General features: G+C 46.1%; 19 protein-coding genes. 8 read left to right on the top strand and 11 right to left on the bottom strand.

What is annotated here, in order from left to right; genetic code table 11:
• Window positions 1-175: 175 nt before the first annotated feature.
• Both NC996_RS25050 and NC996_RS25045 read right to left on the bottom strand, forming a co-directional pair.
• Window positions 176-1,492 carry a response regulator gene (locus tag NC996_RS25050; RefSeq protein WP_190430561.1) on the bottom strand — a complete coding sequence of 439 codons (1,317 nt, stop codon included), beginning with the start codon at window positions 1,490-1,492 and terminating at the stop codon, window positions 176-178.
• Window positions 1,493-1,550: 58 nt separating this feature from the next.
• Window positions 1,551-3,935 carry an MASE1 domain-containing protein gene (locus NC996_RS25045; protein ID WP_242037477.1) on the bottom strand — a complete coding sequence of 795 codons (2,385 nt, stop codon included), beginning with the start codon at window positions 3,933-3,935 and terminating at the stop codon, window positions 1,551-1,553.
• Window positions 3,936-4,503: 568 nt separating this feature from the next.
• On the opposite strand from NC996_RS25045, the gene leuA reads away from it, so the two are divergent.
• A complete protein-coding gene (gene leuA / locus NC996_RS25040; RefSeq protein WP_190683515.1) occupies window positions 4,504-6,204 on the top strand; it encodes a 2-isopropylmalate synthase in 1,701 nt (566 codons plus the stop codon).
• A 339-nt stretch (window positions 6,205-6,543) separates the two neighbouring features.
• Window positions 6,544-7,362, top strand: a complete 819-nt coding sequence (gene nudC / locus NC996_RS25035) for an NAD(+) diphosphatase (protein WP_190683512.1) — start codon at window positions 6,544-6,546, stop codon at window positions 7,360-7,362.
• Window positions 7,363-7,382: 20 nt separating this feature from the next.
• Here nudC and NC996_RS25030 read toward each other — a convergent pair whose 3' ends face one another.
• A complete protein-coding gene (locus NC996_RS25030; RefSeq protein ID WP_190683509.1) occupies window positions 7,383-7,979 on the bottom strand; it encodes a Uma2 family endonuclease in 597 nt (198 codons plus the stop codon).
• A 223-nt stretch (window positions 7,980-8,202) separates the two neighbouring features.
• Here NC996_RS25030 and NC996_RS25025 point away from each other — a divergent pair, with 223 nt between their 5' ends.
• On the top strand, window positions 8,203-11,604 hold the full coding sequence (locus NC996_RS25025; protein WP_190683507.1) for a leucine-rich repeat domain-containing protein: 3,402 nt from the start codon (window positions 8,203-8,205) through the stop codon (window positions 11,602-11,604).
• Between the two features lie 240 nt (window positions 11,605-11,844).
• On the opposite strand, the gene NC996_RS25020 is transcribed toward NC996_RS25025, so the two are convergent.
• From NC996_RS25020 to NC996_RS25005, 4 genes are all read right to left on the bottom strand, one after another.
• Window positions 11,845-12,168, bottom strand: coding sequence for a XisI protein (locus NC996_RS25020; protein ID WP_190683504.1), 324 nt, complete (start codon window positions 12,166-12,168; stop codon window positions 11,845-11,847).
• Complete coding sequence (locus tag NC996_RS25015) at window positions 12,135-12,599, bottom strand: XisH family protein (protein ID WP_190683501.1); 465 nt, start codon at window positions 12,597-12,599, stop codon at window positions 12,135-12,137. The genes NC996_RS25020 and NC996_RS25015 overlap by 34 nt, the downstream gene beginning before the upstream one ends.
• A gap of 168 nt (window positions 12,600-12,767) precedes the next feature.
• Window positions 12,768-13,211: a hypothetical protein gene (locus tag NC996_RS25010; RefSeq protein ID WP_190683498.1), complete on the bottom strand. Its 444-nt coding sequence runs from the start codon at window positions 13,209-13,211 to the stop codon at window positions 12,768-12,770.
• 196 nt (window positions 13,212-13,407) lie between these two features.
• Window positions 13,408-13,848, bottom strand: a complete 441-nt coding sequence (locus NC996_RS25005) for a hypothetical protein (protein WP_190683495.1) — start codon at window positions 13,846-13,848, stop codon at window positions 13,408-13,410.
• 37 nt (window positions 13,849-13,885) lie between these two features.
• On the opposite strand from NC996_RS25005, the gene NC996_RS25000 reads away from it, so the two are divergent.
• Together NC996_RS25000 and NC996_RS24995 are read left to right on the top strand one after the other, a co-directional pair.
• Entirely contained in the window at window positions 13,886-14,065 is a 180-nt protein-coding gene (locus NC996_RS25000) for a hypothetical protein (RefSeq protein WP_190433062.1), read from the top strand.
• 20 nt (window positions 14,066-14,085) lie between these two features.
• Window positions 14,086-14,724: a VTT domain-containing protein gene (locus tag NC996_RS24995; protein ID WP_190683492.1), complete on the top strand. Its 639-nt coding sequence runs from the start codon at window positions 14,086-14,088 to the stop codon at window positions 14,722-14,724.
• Between the two features lie 7 nt (window positions 14,725-14,731).
• Here the strand turns inward: NC996_RS24995 and NC996_RS24990 are convergent, their stop codons facing one another.
• Complete coding sequence (locus tag NC996_RS24990; RefSeq protein ID WP_190683489.1) at window positions 14,732-14,950, bottom strand: hypothetical protein; 219 nt, start codon at window positions 14,948-14,950, stop codon at window positions 14,732-14,734.
• 33 nt (window positions 14,951-14,983) lie between these two features.
• Between NC996_RS24990 and NC996_RS24985 the strand changes: the two genes are divergently transcribed.
• Both NC996_RS24985 and NC996_RS24980 read left to right on the top strand, forming a co-directional pair.
• Window positions 14,984-15,370, top strand: coding sequence for a hypothetical protein (locus tag NC996_RS24985; RefSeq protein WP_190683486.1), 387 nt, complete (start codon window positions 14,984-14,986; stop codon window positions 15,368-15,370).
• Window positions 15,316-15,768, top strand: coding sequence for an HNH endonuclease signature motif containing protein (locus tag NC996_RS24980; RefSeq protein ID WP_339380215.1), 453 nt, complete (start codon window positions 15,316-15,318; stop codon window positions 15,766-15,768). Before NC996_RS24985 ends, NC996_RS24980 begins: the two co-directional genes overlap by 55 nt.
• 218 nt (window positions 15,769-15,986) lie before the next feature.
• On the opposite strand, the gene NC996_RS24975 is transcribed toward NC996_RS24980, so the two are convergent.
• From NC996_RS24975 to NC996_RS24965, 3 genes are all read right to left on the bottom strand, one after another.
• The gene (locus NC996_RS24975) at window positions 15,987-16,391 is read right to left on the bottom strand and encodes a fasciclin domain-containing protein (protein WP_190444781.1); all 405 of its coding nucleotides are present in this window, start codon (window positions 16,389-16,391) and stop codon (window positions 15,987-15,989) included.
• 613 nt (window positions 16,392-17,004) lie between these two features.
• On the bottom strand, window positions 17,005-17,418 hold the full coding sequence (locus tag NC996_RS24970; RefSeq protein ID WP_199302948.1) for a hypothetical protein: 414 nt from the start codon (window positions 17,416-17,418) through the stop codon (window positions 17,005-17,007).
• Complete coding sequence (locus NC996_RS24965) at window positions 17,408-18,301, bottom strand: pirin family protein (protein ID WP_190683483.1); 894 nt, start codon at window positions 18,299-18,301, stop codon at window positions 17,408-17,410. The genes NC996_RS24970 and NC996_RS24965 overlap by 11 nt, the downstream gene beginning before the upstream one ends.
• Before the next feature lie 306 nt (window positions 18,302-18,607).
• Between NC996_RS24965 and NC996_RS24960 the strand changes: the two genes are divergently transcribed.
• The gene (locus NC996_RS24960) at window positions 18,608-19,144 is read left to right on the top strand and encodes a PadR family transcriptional regulator (RefSeq protein WP_190412515.1); all 537 of its coding nucleotides are present in this window, start codon (window positions 18,608-18,610) and stop codon (window positions 19,142-19,144) included.
• The last annotated feature ends 145 nt before the right edge of the window (window positions 19,145-19,289 follow it).

The raw sequence follows: 19,289 nt of genomic DNA, 5'->3' as shown, positions 1-19,289 counted from the left end.
TTACCCACAGCTCAACTGGTTAACACGATCGTTGATCGGGCGATCGCTATCCAAGAACTACAAGCTGCTCTCAAAATTATTGCCACCTTACAGCAGCAGTTTCACTAATAATTTTACAGTCAAAACTAGAGCTGATTGAGGGATTGATTCATCTAATCTAGTTTTAAAGACTAGATTACACAATCGGAAGCGTTACCACAAACTCTGTGCCTCGTCCCCATTCAGAATTGACTTCGAGCGTTCCTCCGTGCTTTTCAACAATAATTTGATGAGCAATCGTTAATCCTAAACCTGTTCCTTTTCCAACAGGTTTAGTCGTGAATAGATGGTCAAAAATGCGTTGCTTGATATCTTTCGTCATCCCCATGCCATTATCTGCAATTCGGACTGCAACCTGATGTTCATCTTTCATTTCGGTTTGAATAATAATATGGTTGGGATTTTCTTTAATCGCTTCATAGGTGTGACCCAAGTTCGCTTCTTCCACTGCGTCGATTGCATTTGCCAAAATATTCATAAATACCTGATTGAGTTGTCCTAAATAACACTCAACTTTAGGAATTTCACCATAATTTTTAATGATTTGAATTGCTGGACGATAATTCTGAGCTTTCAAACGATGTTGCAAAATCATCAAGGTACTCTCAAGTCCCTCATGGATGTCAACTGATACCTTGTAATCTACATCAGCACGGGAGAATGTTCTAAGGGATGTACTAATGTTGCGAATTCTATCGATTCCTGTATGCATAGATAAGAACATTTTTGGTAAATCTTCTAGAAGATATTCAAGATCAATCTCTTCCGCTTTTTGTTCAATTTCTATGCCAGGATTTGGAAACTTGGCTTGATAAAGACGTATATAATCAACCGCATCTTTAACAGCAAGACTCGCTTGCTCTAAATTGCCAGAAATACAACCAACTGGATTATTAATCTCATGAGCAATACCAGAAACTAACTGACCAATTGTAGACAGCTTTTCATTCTGAATTAACTGCAATTGCGTTTTTTTTAGTTCTTGTAACGTGCAGGTTAGTTCGGCTGTGCGTTTTTGAACAATTTCCTCAAGTTCTTGCTTTTGTTGTTCAAGTTCTAAGCTCAAACGGCGAATTTTTAAATGGGTTTGAATCCGAGCAAGTGCTTCTTCATGACGGAAGGGTTTTGTAATATAATCTACTGCTCCTAAATGTAATCCCTTCACTTTGTCTGTGGTATCTGTCAGCGCCGTCATAAAAATTACTGGAATGTTTTTTGTAGACGGATCGAGCTGCAATTTACGGCAGGTTTCAAACCCATCAATTCCTGGCATCTGGACATCTAGCAAAATCAAGTCTGGCGGATAGTTCTTAGCTTGCTCAATTCCACTAAAACCATCCATTTCTACCAAAACTTCATAGCCAGATGAACCCAAGGCGTTATATAATAATTCTAGATTAGTTGGATTATCATCAACCACTAAAACGATTTCGCGATCGGAATTAAATAACATTTTATAACTGCTCCTTTTTTGACTATTGGTTTATTCATGAAGATGAAATACGGGGCAATTAACCTACAGTTTCTAGAAGAAATTTGCGAATTTTGTGAATATTAAATTCTTTCACTAACAAACTTAATTTGTTGGCAAACGGCTGATAACTTTCATCTAGTTGGGCAAGTCTTTCCAGTTCTTGTTGGATGCCTTTGATTTGTCCTCGCTTGGCATATTCCAGTAGGCTCGACAGTTCAGATAGGGGTGGCACAGCGAGTTCGGTTGGGGTTGCGTTTGCGAAGGGCGTTGCGATCGCACGTTCAACAGGTTTTGCATCGGCATAGATCCAGTCCAGGTGCAGATGTTTTGCCAAGAGTCGATATAGTTCCTCGACTTGCACGGGTTTAGCCAGAAAATCGTTGCCGCCTGCGGCAAGGCTTTTACGGCGATCGGCATCATACACGCTTGCCGATGACACAAGGACTGGCAAATCTTTTAACGTTTCTGACTGGCGCAGCAGCGCGAGCAAATCCCAACCATTCAGGGTAGGCATGATTAGGTCAGTAATGATTAAATCTGGTTGAACTTGATGCGCCTTCTCCAACCCTTCCCGTCCGTTGCTGGCTTCAATGACGGTGAATCCCAACGGTTGCAGCAAGTTAACCATGACCGAGCGATTTTCCCATCGATCGTCCACAATCAAAATGCTTTTGCGATCGCCCGAATAACCAGAAATTCGCCCCCTGGAAATGTTGCTTACTATTGAGTTCGTCGAGAAAGCACACTCGATCTCAAACTCAAAGGTACTACCGACCTTCGGTAAGCTCTTAACGTAGATGTCCCCTCCCATGAGTTCGACAATTTTTTTGGCGATCGCAAGTCCCAATCCAGTCCCCTCCGCTTGTCGCTTGATATCGCCAACCTGCTCGAAGGGGAGAAAAATTTGCTCTAGTTGTTCGGGTAACATCCCAATACCCGTGTCTTCAACCGCAAAGCGAAGCTTCGCGAACGCTGGTTGCTGCGGATTTTCAGTCACCTCCACTCGGAATGTCACGCTACCGGCATCGGTGAATTTAATCGCATTGCCCAAGAGGTTCAGCAACACTTGCCGCAAGCGTTTCTCGTCAGTTGCGATCGCTATGGGCAAATTATCGGGTGGCTGATAAATGAACTGAATGCCTTTTTGCTCGGCGCGAATGCGGCAAATTTCCTCGACTCCTTGCAGGAAGCCAGGTAGATGTAAATCGCTCAAATGCAGTTCCATCTTACGCGCTTCGATTTTGGAGAGATCGAGTACGTCTTCGATCAGCGTTAGCAAATGAGAGCCGCAATTATAGATAATGTCGATGCCGTGTTGTTGCTGTTCGGTAAGATTGGGGGCAGCAGAAAGAACTTGAGCATACCCCAGAACACCGTTGAGGGGGGTGCGTAGTTCGTGGCTCATGTTGGCAAGAAATTCACTTTTCGCTTGGTTGGCAACTTCGGCAGAATTCTTCGCCTCATTGAGTTCAGTCGTCCGTTCTTCAACTCGTTGCTCTAATTCATCATTCGCTTGCCGAAGTTTTCTTTCTGCCTTGCGGTTTTCATTCGTCACCGCAGAGATGACAAATGTGGTGATAGCAATGACACAAATAAACGATTGCAGCAGGATCAGCGATTCGTTGGGAGTGGCTTGTTTGGCGAACGAGCCGAAGCCGCGAACGGTTCCAAAAACTGCGATCGCTGACACAATTAGCACGAGTAGCGTTGATACCCGCGCTTCAAACCGAAATGCCGCCCAAATCAGGGGGGGGATTACCATGTATTCGATTGGGTATCCTCCCGAAAAGGCAATATGATCGAGCGCGATTACCCAGACCAATACAAATACAAATTCGAGAATTTGTTGCTTGTCAAATTTTCTGAAACGTTCAGATTTTTGCAACCATGCTAGTAATAGAGGTGTGACAACCAAAATTCCCGTGGTGTCTGATGCCAACCAGGTTCGACACACTTCGGCAAATGCTGTCCAGGGCGCAATCCCACTGGTGCAAAGCGTGACGGCAGCCAAGAGGGAACTAATCAGGGGGGTGGGGATGGTCAGGATGATAAATTTAAAAACATCTTGCGATCGCTCTAAAAAATTGTGGCGTTTGATATAACGATTAATTAAAAAAGTCCCGCTGAATGGAGTGAGCAGGTTGACAGCGGGAATAATCAGACTGATTAAAAGATTGTTTGGGAAAAAAAGAATATGACTAACAATGAAATCACTCACAAATAAAATAGGCCAGACGCGATAGCCTAGTAGCAGCATCGCTGCCAAAAAGACACCGAGTGAAGGCCAAAATACGGAGGCACCATTTACAAAGGTCGTGGATAATCCTACGTATCCTAAATAGAGGTGAACAATCGGAATTACCAGCGCTGCTGTCAAAAAAGTGCGATCGAGTTTAACCGGGAATTTCTGCGTTATCGACATCGGCTGCATTTCCTGTCTCCGCGCACAGACCATAAGAGCAGCAAACTTCTAGGAAGGCTGCTACCTTTATAGTTCCCAAATTAAATTTGAAGTTAACAGCGGGTGATATCGAGTTGGTGCCCGTGCGATCGCAAGTTGATTGGCGTTATGTTACCAAAGTATGTCCATCTGAATATTGACCCCTGTAAGGTCTAGGGCTAATATATCCATAGTTTATTGTCTCAATCTCATGCTTCCACGGCAGCAATCTCTACACCACTCCACTAGCCAACTACTAGGGCTAGGGCTGCTGCTGCGCCTTGGGCGCAAATAATTTTTTACCACTTAAACCAAGTTTTTCCATTCCAAGCCTAAACCTCCTTGCCTACGCGGGCAAGTGCGGCATTGCCATTCATTCACCAATTTTTTTGGAGATTTTTATGCGAGTTCATACAGCACTTGAGATGTTACTGCGACTGTTGATGGGTTGTCAGGATTGGTCTGCGTCGCAACCTGGCAACTCTTGGTTTAATTCGATTGCGATCGCCACAGCATCTCACAAACCCCAAAAATATAGGAAACATCGATCGTGTTGAAGCATCCCGGAACCAAATATCGTTCATTTGCCCCAATTAACTTACCCGACCGCACCTGGCCCGCGAAAACCATTACCAATCCTCCCATCTGGCTGAGTACCGATTTGCGCGATGGCAATCAGGCACTAATCGAGCCGATGCACGTTGAACGCAAGTTACGTCTGTTCAAGCTTTTAGTCGAGATTGGGTTTCAAGAAATCGAAGTTGCATTTCCCTCCGCTTCACAAACTGACTTTGATTTCGTCCGCCGCCTGATCGAGCAGCAATTAATACCCGATAACGTCACAATCCAGGTTTTAACCCCTGCCCGCGAACATCTAATTCGTCGTACCTTTGAAGCATTGCAAGGTGCAAAACGAGCGATCGTGCATCTTTACAACGCCACCTCTCCAGTCTTCCGCCGCACCGTCTTTAATCTCGATCGCGCGAGTACTATCGAGATGGCAACATCCGCAGCGCAACTGATGAACGAACTTGCCGCAGCGCAACCGGAGACTGATTGGTATTTCCAATATTCGCCGGAAACCTTTACCGCAACGGAACTGGATTTTGCTAAAGATATTTGCGATGCCGTTCTGGATGTTTGGCAACCCACACCGCAGCACAAAGCCATTATCAATTTGCCTGCAACTGTTGAAGTTGCAACGCCTAATGTATTCGCAGATCAAGTCGAGTGGATGCATCGTAACTTGGCGCGACGGGATAGCGTAATTTTGTGCGTCCATCCCCATAACGATCGCGGGTGCGGCGTTGCAGCAGCAGAACTGGCGCAGATGGCAGGTGCGGATCGAGTTGAAGGCTGTCTGTTTGGCAATGGCGAACGCACTGGAAATGTGGATCTGGTGACGCTGGCGCTGAACCTCTACACCCAAGGCATCCATCCCGGTTTGGATTTTTCTGATATCAACATGGTGGCGAGAACGGTGGAAGATTGCACGCAATTGCCAATTCATCCCCGCCATCCGTATGTTGGGGATTTGGTATTTACTGCCTTTTCTGGTTCCCACCAAGATGCGATCAAGAAAGGCTTGGCGGTACAGAAATCGGATGCACTTTGGGAAGTTCCGTATCTGCCACTCGATCCAACCGATGTGGGACGCAGCTACGAATCTGTGATTCGCGTGAATAGCCAATCGGGTAAGGGTGGCATTACCTTCTTGCTGGAACGGGATTACAGCCTGGTATTGCCCCGCAGGTTGCAAATCGAGTTTAGCCAAGTGGTGCAAAGGGCAATGGATGCTTCCGGGCAGGAAATGTCTGCAACGGATCTGTGGCAACTATTCGAGCAAGAGTATTTGCAAGCAGTATCGCCGTTCAAGTACCTCTCTCACCACTTGTCGGAAACAGACGGCGATGAACAAGCGATCGCAGTATCGCTAGAGATGAACGGGAAACGCATCGCTCTAACCGGAAAAGGCAACGGCCCTATTGATGCATTCCTAAAGGCGCTAAATCTTGGCATTCGCATCGATCGTTATGACGAACACTCACTCAGCCAGGGTAGCAATGCGTCTGCGATCGCTTATGTTGAGGTGGCTGGCGATCGCTTCCCAGGTTCTTTCTATGGCGTTGGCATCCACTCCAATATCGTCACGGCATCGTTACTCGCTGTTCTGGGTGCGGTTAACCGTGCTTGGCAGCAAGTCGATCCAGAAACTCAAACCCAGATATTACAAGGCTGTGAGTCGGTTTGAACCTGATTCTTGAGTAAGAGCGATCGCCGATCCACTTCAATATATGTCAGAAGGTGTATAGCAAAATTATGTCTTTAGCAACATGATGTAAGTGTGAGGAGTGAAAGTTATAGCGAAAAGCCCTTGGAGTCGAAACACGGAAAGACGCCCTTGGGCTTTTTAGCGTTTTTTGGCTAAAACTTGCCCCGCACGGCTACGAATTACACATCGTATTATCGAAAACTGGGTATAAAGTCCCGCCCCGATCGGGCGGCTTTTTGTATGATGCTGTAGGCGATCGCAATGATACGATGAAGGCGACTGCCTCCGGCAGGCTACGCGATCGCACTCTACTCGGATATGTATCGAACTTTCATCCCTGGCATTGCTCCACCTCCAGTACAATCTGAACCTGCGTGGTGGTTCGCCTTTGTCGGGAATCAGCTGTTGGTTCGACGGGAAGGGACACTCAGCACAATTCCCACCCTCATCAGTTTGGCAGAGATTGGCTTGGTGCCCGTGCGATCGCAATTTCTCGGCACGCTAGACGATAAACCTTGTTACTCGGCGGAACTGTCGAAAGATGCGGTGATAGCTGATGGGGTGACTTTGCAAGGACTGCGCGAATTGTACGGCACTTTAGATGAAGACTTGTATGCGCTCAGCAGTCGTGCGATTCAGATTATGGAATGGGATCGCACCCATCAGTATTGCGGACAGTGTGCGGCTCCCACAACCCAATTACCCAACGAACGTGCCAAGCGTTGTCCTAAGTGTGGATTAGTCAATTATCCTCGCCTCTCGCCTGCGGTGATTGTACTCATCTCGCGTGGTGAAGAGATATTGTTAGCTCGCGCTTCTCGGTTTCCCGCCGGAATGTACGGTTTGATTGCTGGATTTGTCGAATCGGGAGAATCACTCGAAGAAACAATCGTGCGCGAAGTCCGAGAGGAAGTTGGGATTGAAGTTAAGGATATTCGCTATTTTGGTTCGCAACCTTGGCCTTTTCCGAACTCGCTAATGATTGGATTCACAGCTATCTATTCCGGTGGCGATATCGTCATCGATCCGCAAGAATTGGAGGATGCTGCTTGGTTTAGTAAAGACAATCTACCGCTGATTCCTCCTAAACTAAGCATTGCTCGAAAACTTCTCGACTGGTTTGTTTCTACTTCCTAAGCGATTCGGCAATAATATCTTCAGGGGCTTACTTCTACTGACTCAAACTCAATTTTGTCATATATATCTGCCAGCGATATTTGAAAAGAAAGGGAGTTTAGAGATACTATTTCATTGGCATCGTCATACTCAGTAAATGTCCAGCGTTTTTGCTCGGTTTTGAAGTATTGCTCAATGTGCATCGTGTATTGGTCAATTAAGATATATTCTTGAAAACTGGGAATGGTACGATAGGCGGTAAATTTTGCGTCTTTGTCATAGCTTCTAGTGGATGTTGACAACACTTCAGCAATCATTAAGGGGTTAGTAATGGTGTCTCGCCGTCCTTCTTGTAATTGCAACTCACCCTGAACTACCATGACATCAGGATAAGTATAGATGCGTTTTCTAGGAATCCAGAGCCGTTGGTCTGTAAAGAAAACGTCATAGGGCTGGCGCTTGAGCGCAAAATTTAACGCAGCATAGAAGTTGCCAGCAATTTTGTTGTGATTAGGGGTTCCGCCAGTCATCAGGGCAATTTCCCCATTGATATATTCATGCCGTTCTTCTGAGTTAACCTCAAACTCAAGATATTCTTCATCTGTGTAAATTTTTTTATCTTCAGCTTGCATAATCATTGTTTGTAGGTTCGCAAATTAAACTATTGGGATAGACCTTTTGGCTAAGTCGGTAAATAAATTATGACAAACTGAATGTTTGGTTATTGTCCCAGTTTCAATCTTGAGCGATCGCTCTCACTGTTCATCCTCTACATCCAGAGTGTGCGATCGCTTGCTGAGGCAGTTGCTATGTTGATAGAGAAAAGCAAGGTTGGTTTTTTATCGAGTGGACAGCAATTTTATGTCTTTTTCCCTTGTTGCACTGAAAATTTTGGTTCCTGCTGTGGCAAAAACACTTCTAGATGCCGCTGGTATTGAGTCAACTTTGACAAAGAAAGTATTAGAGCAAGGGTTTGATGCTGCCGCCAATGGAATTTCTGATTTGGGAAATAGGCGCAAGTTGGAGCAGAAGATAGGGCAGATAGCAGGCGAACTCCAAACCCAGATACGTCCTCTGTTTGAGCAAGAAGCGAAGAATCTGCCAACAAATAGTCGAGAGGCAGTTTTGCTAGGAGTTGCTGAAACTCTATTCAAGGGTGGTTTATCGCCTGATGCACTTGTAGGAATGAATTTGGATGCACAGCAGCTTTATCAACATCTGCTGAAAGCAAATCCCAAAATAAGCCGAGATTTTTCTAGGGATGAGAAGGCTTTGTATGAGCAAGCCCTATTAGTCGCAAGCCAAAGTTTGATTGAAGCTGCACCTAAATTAGAAAAGTTCTCACTCAGCTTTGCTGCCACAACTCTACAGCGGCTTGACGAGGTTTTGAATGATTTGAAAACTCAGCGGGAACAAGCGTTACAAGCCGCAGACGAGTTTGTGGAGCGTTATTGCAAAACGGTTATCAGTGAACTCGATCGCCTTGAGGTGTTTGGGCTGCCGCGCATGGACAAGTTGACGCATAAGCAGAGTCTTAGCATGGCATATATTACGCTATCTGTGAGTGGAGACGATGAACCAGACTGTTCCCCTGTGACGTTGATTGATGATATAGGGGTGGGACGGGAAGCAGTAAATCGATCGCGCCGAGTTGATGAGGTGATTTGCAATTGTCGCAGGCTGGTGATCCGGGGAGGTGCGGGTGCGGGAAAAAGTACGTTGCTTCAGTGGCTTGCGGTACGTGCCGCCAGTCGAAATTTCCCTGAAAAGTTGCAACATTGGAATTACAAGATTCCTTTTTTCATTCGGCTGCGAAGTTTGGTTGACGAAGGGTTTCCCACACCGGAAGAGTTCCCTAAACTGATTGCTCGTAATTTTGCAGCAACCATGCCCCAAGGCTGGGCACATAAATATCTCGATCGCGGACACGCATTAGTTTTAATTGACGGTGTGGATGAGTTGCCCAGCCAGCAACGGCAAGCTTTTTTTGAAGCTCTCCAAGATTTGGTAAGAGATTTTTCTGATGCAACGTATATCGTGACCTCTCGTCCTTCAGGTCTAAAGAGTTTACAGGGTGAGGAATGGCAAGAATGGGAAGATTGGGTCAAGAATGAAAATTTTAAGAATCTTACGCTGGAACCGATGAGTTCCAAAAATGTTGAAGAGTTTGTGACTCGTTGGCATCGTGCGCTTAACAGTAACAGTTCATCTAATACTCAGCAAGACGATCCAATGCAAATTGCTGACAATTTGAAGCGTCGGTTGCGCCAGCGTGCGGAATTGAGGCGACTGGCATCTACTCCGCTTCTGTGTGCGATGATTTGCGCGTTGCATCACGAAAGACGTGAAGCCCTTCCCAGCTCAAGGCTTCAGCTCTATCGAGAGTGTATTGATATGCTGTTGAACCGTCGGGATGAGGGACGCAAAATCCCCTTGGATGAAACTTACCCAACTGGGTTGAATGAAGACCAGAAGATGGCATTTATTCAAAGCCTTGCCTTCTGGTTTATGGAAAACAATCGCTCTGATATTGAAATAGACCGAGTGGATGCTCATTTTGATCGACGTTTGAAACTGATGAGTCTGCCACAAGCCGTGACCGGAGAGCAAATCCGATCTCTGTTTGTCGATCGATCGGGGCTGTTACGAGAACCCGTAATGGGACAAATTGATTTTGCTCATCGCACGTTCCAAGAGTATCTGGCAGCGAAGGCAGCACTGGAAGACGATAGTCTTGATTTGCTATTGCAGCGGGCGACGGATGACCAGTGGCGTGAAGCCATTATCGCGGCGGCGGGGTTGGGTCGTCCTAAAGAGAAAGAGAAATTGCTTAAAGCATTAATCGAGAAAGGTAATGCAGATCCAGACAAAAAACACTATCTGCATTTGCTAGCCGTTGCCTGCCTGGAAACTGTTGTAGAAGTCGATCATAATATCCGGCAGGAGGTACTGGACAATGCAAAGGTATTGTTGCCGCCAGAAGATGAGGATGAGATTGCAATGGTTGCCAGAGCAGGGGATGCGATTGTTCCTTTGTTAGAGTACGAGCCGCAATTTTCTGCTGAAGAAGCCTGCAATTGTATTGCAGCACTGACCCGCATTGGGAGCAGTACCGCTATGCAAAAGCTAGTAGCCTATGCAGAGGCAAAGTTTGATTCACAGAAGGATGAATCTTGGGTCGGTCGCCTATTGGGAGGAGGCTGGGACTACTTTGACCGCGATGCCTACGTTCGTGATGTTCTATCACGTCTAAAAACATTGAATTTGAGCGGAACCCAGGTACAAGATATCACTCCTCTGACTGCGCTGACTCAGTTACAGGAATTGGATTTGAGCGAAACTCAGGTACAAGATATCACTCCTTTGACTGCACTGACTCAGTTACAAGAATTGGATTTGAGCGAAACTCAGATACAAGATATCACTCCTGTGACTGCGCTGACTCAGTTACAAACATTGTCTGTGAGTGGAACCCAGGTACAAGATATCACTCTTCTGACTGCGCTGACTCAGTTACAAAAATTGTCTTTGAGTGGAACCCAGGTACAAGATATCACTCCTCTGACTGCGCTGACTCAGTTAGAAACATTGTCTTTGAGCGGAACCCAGGTACAAAATATTACTGCTTTGAGTGCGCTGACTCAGTTACAAAAATTGTTTTTGAGCCAAACTCAGGTACAAAATATTACTGCTTTGAGTGCCCTGACTCAGCTACAAACATTGTTTTTGACCCAAACTCAGGTACAAGATATCACTGTTTTGAGTGGGCTGACTCAGTTACAAAGATTATATTTGAGCGGAACCCAGGTACAAGATATCACTGCTTTGAGTGCGCTGACTCAGTTACAAACATTGGATTTGATGGAAACTCAGGTACAAGATATCACTGCTTTGAGTGCGCTGACTCAATTACAAGACTTGTCTTTGAGCAGAACTCAGGTACAAGATATCACTGCTTTGAGTGCGCTTACTCAGTTACAAACATTGGATTTGATGGAAACTCAGGTACAAGATATTACTGCTTTGAGTGCGCTGACTCAGTTACAAAGATTATATTTGAGCGAAACTCAGGTACAAGATATCACTGCTTTGAGTGCGCTGGCTCAGTTACAAACATTGGATTTGATGGAAACCCAGGTACAAGATATCACTGCTTTGACTAGGCTGGCTCAGTTACAAGAATTGTATTTGAGCGAAACTCAGGTACAAGATATCACTCCTCTTAAAGAATTAACAAATCTAAGGATTTTCATAGAGGAGTGACTGCCGTGACTCAGTTACAAAGATTATTTTTGAGCGAAACCAGGTACAAGATATCAGCCCTCTTAAAGAACTAACAAATCTAGAGATTTGGACAGACGACTCTAAGAAAATAGCGCTTTGGAGGGATAAAGGCTTTAATGTATTGCATTTTTCACTCAAGTTTTGAATCAGTGCGATCGCATCCTTGCAAAATTTTGGCTACACGTAGAAGCGCGATCACAAGCTCGTCATACTTTGAGTTTAAGCCGTTGCAGCGGTTTGCTCTTCAGAGAGAAATGCTAGAACAAGTCGCTCTCTTGGAATGCCTGCGGCGATTAAGTCTTTGGTGATTCCCTGTTCCATCCCGTCATACTCCACCCAAACCTTACCCTCACGCAGAGTCACATAAATCAAATTTCCCCTAACTCTTCGTCCTCTATCCCAACCCACTTGCATCAGTGCATAGCGGTTTTGCGTGTCGTCAAATACCGTGTCGAGCCGAATATCGCCGTGAGAAGGTTTGAACTGGGCGTATCGTTGAATTACTTGCTTTACAATGTCCCGTTCTTGAGTGGTGGTATCCATTGCTTCACCTCTTGCGCCGCTACATCTACAATAAGCAATTTCATCGGTAACTCACGCCTCACCAACTCACCAATCGCTTCGCTGAAAATCCCGTCAAAAGTTGTGTCTGCAATAGCGAGATACAATTCACGATCTGGATCGACCTGTTCAAGTAGAAGTCGATAAAGAACATATTGACCAATCGCTTGCTCCAAATCAGCAATTGCTGAGTTGCCTCGAAATTCCTTAATCTCAACTGCAATTCGACTACTACCGCGTTTCGCACCAATAAATCGCCCTGCAATACCGCTTACGGCATCTAAACTTGCTGCTAAGTCGATAAACAGAAATCGCTCACCATAGGATATGACATAGGGATCGTCCGTAATTTCCCAACCCTCTTTGATGAGAGCTTGCCTGATGATGTTATGGATCGCATCTCGTTGAGGCATGACTTAATCGGTCACAAGCCGCATGACTAGCTTATGGTACGCTACGCGAACTGACTTGTCAGCGCAACGCGATCTCATCCTTGCTAAATTTTAGTTGCAAGCAGAAATCAGTGCGATCGCATCCTCGCACAAACTTGCGCGATCGCTCTTGGTAGAAGATTTCCTGTCTTATCTTACGCTCACCTGACGCTTGAATACCGTCTCACTTAACCAACCACTATTCGGGTATTCGTGGATTACTTCAACTTGGTACTTGCCAGGGGTAAGCTTGTTAAGATTCGCTTCATAGCGGAAATTGCCGACCATGAGGATACATCCACCAGTCTCAGGTGGACGGATGGTAACGCGCACTGTTACTTTCTTGCCTTTGCGTTCCGCCGCACCGCTGAGCTTCTGGCAAGGATCTGATGCAGATAGGTCTGCACGAATTACAATACTTCCCGCGCCACCTTTTGCACTCACCAAAGGACGTTCTAACGCTTGCCCTGACGTACGTGGTTGAGCAATGAAACGAAACCAGTCAGCTTGAGAAGGGGTGTTCGTTGAGGACACATTTAAGGGATTGGACGCCAAAAAAGAAGCGAATACACTGGCGAGTAGCAGAGTCTTCATGGTCGGTTGCTATTAATAAAAGGAAAAAGATGGGAGCGTGCGATGCTTTAACCTGTATGACACTCAGCATCACTTCTCAGTTCCCTTCAACAGCGATCGCATTCATCACCCGCACTTGCGATCGCAACCTCAAACAAACTTGCGCGAACTGACTTGTCAGCGCAACGCGATCGCTCTTGGTAGAAGATTTCCTGTCTTATCTTACGCTCACCTTACGCTTGAATACTGTTCCACTTGGCCAACCATTATTCACATAATCGTGGATTACTTCAACCTGGTACTTGCCAGGGGTAAGCTTGTTAAGAGTAGCTTCATAGCGAAAATTGCCGATTGTAGCGATACATCCACCCTCAGGTTGACGGATAGTAACACGCACTGTTACTTTCTTGCCTTTGCGTTCCGCCGCACCGCTGAGCTTTTGGCAAGGATCTGATGCAGATAGGTCTGCACGAATTACAATACTTCCCGCGCCACCTTTTGCACTCACCAAAGGACGTTCTAACGCTTGCCCTGACGTACGTGGTTGAGCAATGAAACGAAACCAGTCTGCTTGAGAAGGCGTGTTCGTTGAGGACACATTCAAGGGATTAGACGCCAAAAGAGAAGCGAATACACAGGCGAGTAGCAGAGTCTTCATGGTCGGTTTCTATTAATAAAAGAAAAAAGATTGGAGCGTGCCATGCTTTAACCTGTATGACACTCAGCATGACTTCTCAGTTCCCTTCAACAGCGATCGCATTCATCACCCGCACTTGCGATCGCAACCTACAAATAAACTTGCGCGAACTGACTTGTCAGCGCAACGCGATCGCTCCATCACGGTGCCATCAATTTCATGCAACCATACCAAATAGGTTTCGAGTAGTTGAGCCGCATGAAATACAACTGGATAAAAATTCTGCGCTGGTTTGCGATTGGAGTTCTCATTACTTTAGCAATCTGGCTGCTCAACAAATATGGGATTGAGCAAGTTCGAGAACAGGTGGAGCAGTTTGGCATCTGGGCACCCGCGATTGTGTTTGGGCTGCGCTTTACCAGTATCATCGTGCCAGTGCTTCCAGGTACTGCTTACGCGATTTTAGCAGGAGGTCTTTTTGGGTTCACTCAAGGATTGCTAGTCGTTGCGTTGGCAGATTTAGCCTCCTGTACGTTCAATTTCTATATTGCTCGTCGTTACGGACGAGGTTTAGTAGAGCGATTTGTCGGTCAGCAATTTATGGAAAAAGTCGATCGCCTCGCTCAACAACATTTAGAAGGCAACTTTTTCCTGATGACGGGTCTTTTGATGACCGGACTGTTTGATTTTGTCGCTTATGCTGCCGGAATGACTACAATGCGTTGGCAAAGCTATTTCTTAGCCCTTATCGTCAGCATTCTGATTGCCAAACCGCTTTGGGTCGCTGCTGGCGCTGGAATCTTTGAAGGCAGTCAGTTACTCTTAGGCTTTGCGATCCTCGGAGCATTCGGCATCGGCATCGTCACCGCTATTGTCCAACGCCAGTCAAAGCCATGACGATCGGCTAGGTGCTGAATGGCAGCGATCCGATAAACGCGATCGCATCCTCGAACAAACTTGCGCGAACTGACTCTTTCAGCGCGAGGCTAACGCCTCGCTTCGCTGTTTTCATGCCCAAAGGGCTGTACGCGATCGCATCTTTGCTAAATTTTGGCTGCACGTAGAAGCGCGATCGCCTGTCGTTATAGTTTGAGTTTAGGCAGTTGCGGTAATCTTGCTCCAACTATAATTGGACAAAAGGCTCTCAGGTAAAGACATGACTACAGTCGCTATCTTGCCAGTATCTGATGCCAATGGCGAGAGGCTTTATCGAGCGATTGCGCTTGGCGCACGCTCCGCGAACGCAGGTGATAAGCAATCAACAGGTAAAACCGCAGGTGAAGCGCTCGATGCGTTAACTGCTCAGTTAGAAGGTAGCGAATCGGGTACGTTACTGCTTATCCAGAGTTTTCGTCCTGACTGGTTTTTTAGTGCTGGGGAGCAACAGCGTTTATCAGAGTTGATGAGTTTGTGGCGAACAGCACGCGATGAAGGACAGGTGCTACCTCCAGAACAACAAGCAGAGCTAGATAAACTTGTTGAAGCTGAATTAAAAGCAGCCACAGCCCGAACAGCAGCTTTGGTGCAACAACTGAGTCAATAAACCCTTTCTATACTCTAGTCGCTGATCACGCTGCTCATCGATGTGAATATTGTTATGCTCCAGAGCTAGTTTTCAACTTCCCGTTTGAAGTCGAACATATTGTCCCTCTTTACCGAGGCGGCGCTGATGCTGAATTCAATTTAGCTCTCGCTTGTCGCTCCTGCAATCTTCGGAAAGGAACTCGCATCAGTGGAATCGATCCTGAATCCGGTACGGAAGTTCGTCTGTTTAACCCAAGGCAAGACCAATGGGACGACCATTTCCAAGTAGACAGCGATTCTGGAACGCTTGTGGGAAAAACGCCCATTGCAAGAGTAACAATTGCTTGTTTAGAAATAAATAGTCAAGCACAAGTAACGGCGCGGCAGCTATGGATTCGTCTAAGTTTATTTCCTTAACACTACCTATATCGTCATGGGTGATAAGCTGAACGGCTAGCTTATAGTAAGCTATGCGAATTGACAAGTCAGGGCAACGCGATCGCATATTAACCCTAAGATCGCTTGAGAAATGTACTCGCAACTTTCCCATAGGGAAAACACATTTAAATAGTTGTGGGGCAGCGATTATAAATAATCGCTGCCCCACACAGAGTATTCACTATTTCTTGCGTTACTTACGCAGGAAGCAATACTGTGTCAATGACGTGGATGACACCATTATCAGCAGCAACATCCGCTGTTGCAACTGTTGCATCATTCACTTTGACGCCACCATTGGAAGCATCAATTTTCACATCTGAACCCTGAACTGTAGTAGCTGACTTCAGCTTAACTACGTCAGCTGCCATCACTTTGCCGGAAACGACATGATAGGTCAGGATTTGCTTAAGCTTCGGAATATCTTGAAGCAAAGAATCTACTGTACCTGCGGGAAGTTTAGCGAAAGCTTCATCAGTAGGCGCAAACACAGTGAAGGGACCAGCGCCTTGTAGTGTATCAACCAAACCAGCAGCTTTGACGGCAGCAACTAGGGTGTTAAATGAACCAGCCTGAACGGCGGTATCAACGATATTAGCCAAGTTTTTTACCTAGTTTTTTGTCTCTTGTTAACAACTATAAAGTTTATTTTAATAAATTGTCTGTACCTTTAGGCATATCCCCAATTTGTTGAGTCGAGAGCCACACAAATACTAGATATCGTTTATACTAACAAAGTCATAGATTTGATTTAGGTTAAATTGAGTTTATGCAAAAGTTATAGGATAAACTTCAACTTTATTTAAGAAGATTACTGAGCGTTTTTATAACAATAATTACTGAGAGAGCCTACATTACTGCAAATGCAGTCGAGGCACTAGTCCCTCATATTTTTAATATAAATTCATGTAGTTTTATTCTACTCTTGCTAGACTAACTTGCTCGGCTGCATTTAGCAAATGTAAAACGCTGGAAACCTGAAGCAGCGATTCAGCGAAAGCAGATTTTCGGTTCTGTATTTTCTGTTCTGTAACGGTAAGTGTGATTGGGCAAAGCCCAGCGCCTGTCTGAAGAGATGCCGAAAGCTGCTAAGCGCGATCGCACTCTTCTTAGATGAAGCCTAGATCGTTGCTTGCACTAAAGGACTCTCAAAGATTTCCGTACCCATAGAAAAGCACCGCAAGGTAAATTGCGGTGCTTTTCCTTCACTTGTCCTTATTTAGCAGATGCAAGCAGCTCTGATACCGATGCGTGTGCCAACACAACGCCCGGTTCGCGTTGGAAAGCATTGTAGTATTTCCGGGCAAATTCATTGCCTAGCTCTGACGGCGTCAGCAGCGTGCGGGCATTGGTAATCAGATTTTGGATATCATCCAGCGATACAGGTTCATCGCTAGAGAGCATTTCATCAATTTGCACAACCAGCTCAGAAAGGCGATGCAGCCACGCAAATTGTTCGTGCTCAATCACGAGTTTCAGGAGTTCTGTGTTGGATACCCGTCCGCGCACCTGTTCGTAAGTGATGCGTTCTGTGTCAAGCAACACCCGGTGGAGGTGCAACAATTTGTTCCGCAGATCGCGCAGATATTGATGTTGATGTATTCGTTGTAGCAGTGTGTTAGAAGTCAATGGAACCCATCCTCCCGTTACGATAATCTTCAATTGCTTGAACAATTTCTGCTTCGGTATTCATTACGAATGGCCCGTAGCGGACAACTGGCTCGTTTAGCGGTACGCCAGCAATGAGCAACACGTCCAATGGCGATCGCGCATCTGATGGATTGGCGATCGCTACTTCCCCACCATCTTGTGCAAACAACACCATCTGCCCATCTCCTGCACGTTCCTTGTCTGCACCAAACAAACCTTCTCCATCTAGCAGATATGTAAAAGCATTGTATTCTTTTGGCACCGGCTGAACCACCGTTGCGCCCGGTTGGAGCGTGAAGTGCAGGTACATTATCGGAGTCTGCGTTGCGATCGCTGACTTCACTCCCAGCGCTTCTCCAGCGATCGCTTTTACCCTTACCAAGCCATCATCAGTCTGAGCAGTGGGAATTTGCTCCGCCGAGATTTCCTGATAACGAGGTTTCATCATCTTGTCCCGCCGAGGCAGATTGACCCAAAGTTGCAGTCCGTGAAGCCGTCCACCAGTCCGAGCAAATTCCCGCTCTGGCATTTCTGAATGGACAACACCCGCTCCTGCTGTCATCCACTGCACATCACCAGCACCCAACTGTCCTGCATGACCCTGTGAATCTTTGTGTTCCAAGCGCCCCTCAAGGACATAGGAAACCGTCTCAAAGCCCCGATGGGGATGATCCGGCGCTCCTTTTGCTTGACCCGGCTCAAAATCAACCGGCCCTAATTCATCAAGGAGGAGGAAAGGGTCGAAGTCTGAAAAGGTGCTTTTGGGAAAGGGGCGGCGTACAAGCATCCCTTCACCCTCCAGCGTTTCGACACTGTTAATGATGCCTGCAACCGTTCGCATCGTTCGTATTTGAGTCGTCATCAACTGTCTCCTTGATGCCTTAGTTATCAGTTTAATAAGAACCCTGGCGAAGAATATGCGGATAACCAGCACTTGCAGAGTATGAAAGTCTATCTAAATTGGGTCATCAACCCCAGTCGGCAAGAAGCTGGTGCCTAGTTCAACTCAAGACCAAGCCGTTAGGTTCTTTATCAGAACCAACATCGGAGCAAACCATCATTCGTCTCATTTACTTCGATTGCTCCTATATGTGATTACTCATATATTAACATAAGATTGTAAGTGACCAATAGAGCTTCCACTACTTTATTCTTCGGAAAACCGTCTATGTCTCTGGCACACGCAATTCTGGGTTTACTTCAGCAAGAAGAGAGGACGGGTTACGACCTGAAAACGAGCTGCTTCGATCGATGTATTGCTCACTTGTGGCCCGCAGACCAAGCACAAATCTACAGAACCCTCGATAAACTGGTTGGGCAAGGTTGGATTACCTGTACTGTAGAAATTCAGAGCGATCGCCCAAATCGCAAAGTTTACAGCGTGACTGAGGCAGGACAAGCCGAATTAATCCGATGGCTGCAATGTCCTCAGCCCTTGCCAACCGTGCGAGATCCCTTACTCGTGCAGTTGCATTTTGCGGCGCAGTTACCCGATGAAGCTATCCTTCAACTGTTAGAACAGCAACTAACTGGACGCCGCCAAAAGCTAGCTGAGTGTGAAAGTATTGACTTGCCAACCCTGAGCGATCGCTCTGCGAGCCGCGAGCAGATTCTGCAACGGCTCGGACTAGAATTAGCGATCCGCAGAGAACAAACTTACATTGATTGGCTCAAGACTGCTATAGAAGCGATCGGGAACGCATAATAGACTTAATCGGAAATAGAGTAGTTTAGAAGTGAAGGGTTGTTGCTCGAAGACCGAGGTGTTTACGATGTTGAGCTACGGCGCTATCCACAATAAACCTCATGTGTTTCAAAGCTTGACTGGACTCAAAGTAGAAGAATTTGAG

It is taken from the genome of Trichocoleus sp. ST-U2, assembly GCF_039961875.1.
Taxonomy (GTDB): Bacteria; Cyanobacteriota; Cyanobacteriia; order Cyanobacteriales; family FACHB-T130; genus FACHB-T130.
This window is presented reverse-complemented; position numbering and strand designations above follow the sequence as displayed.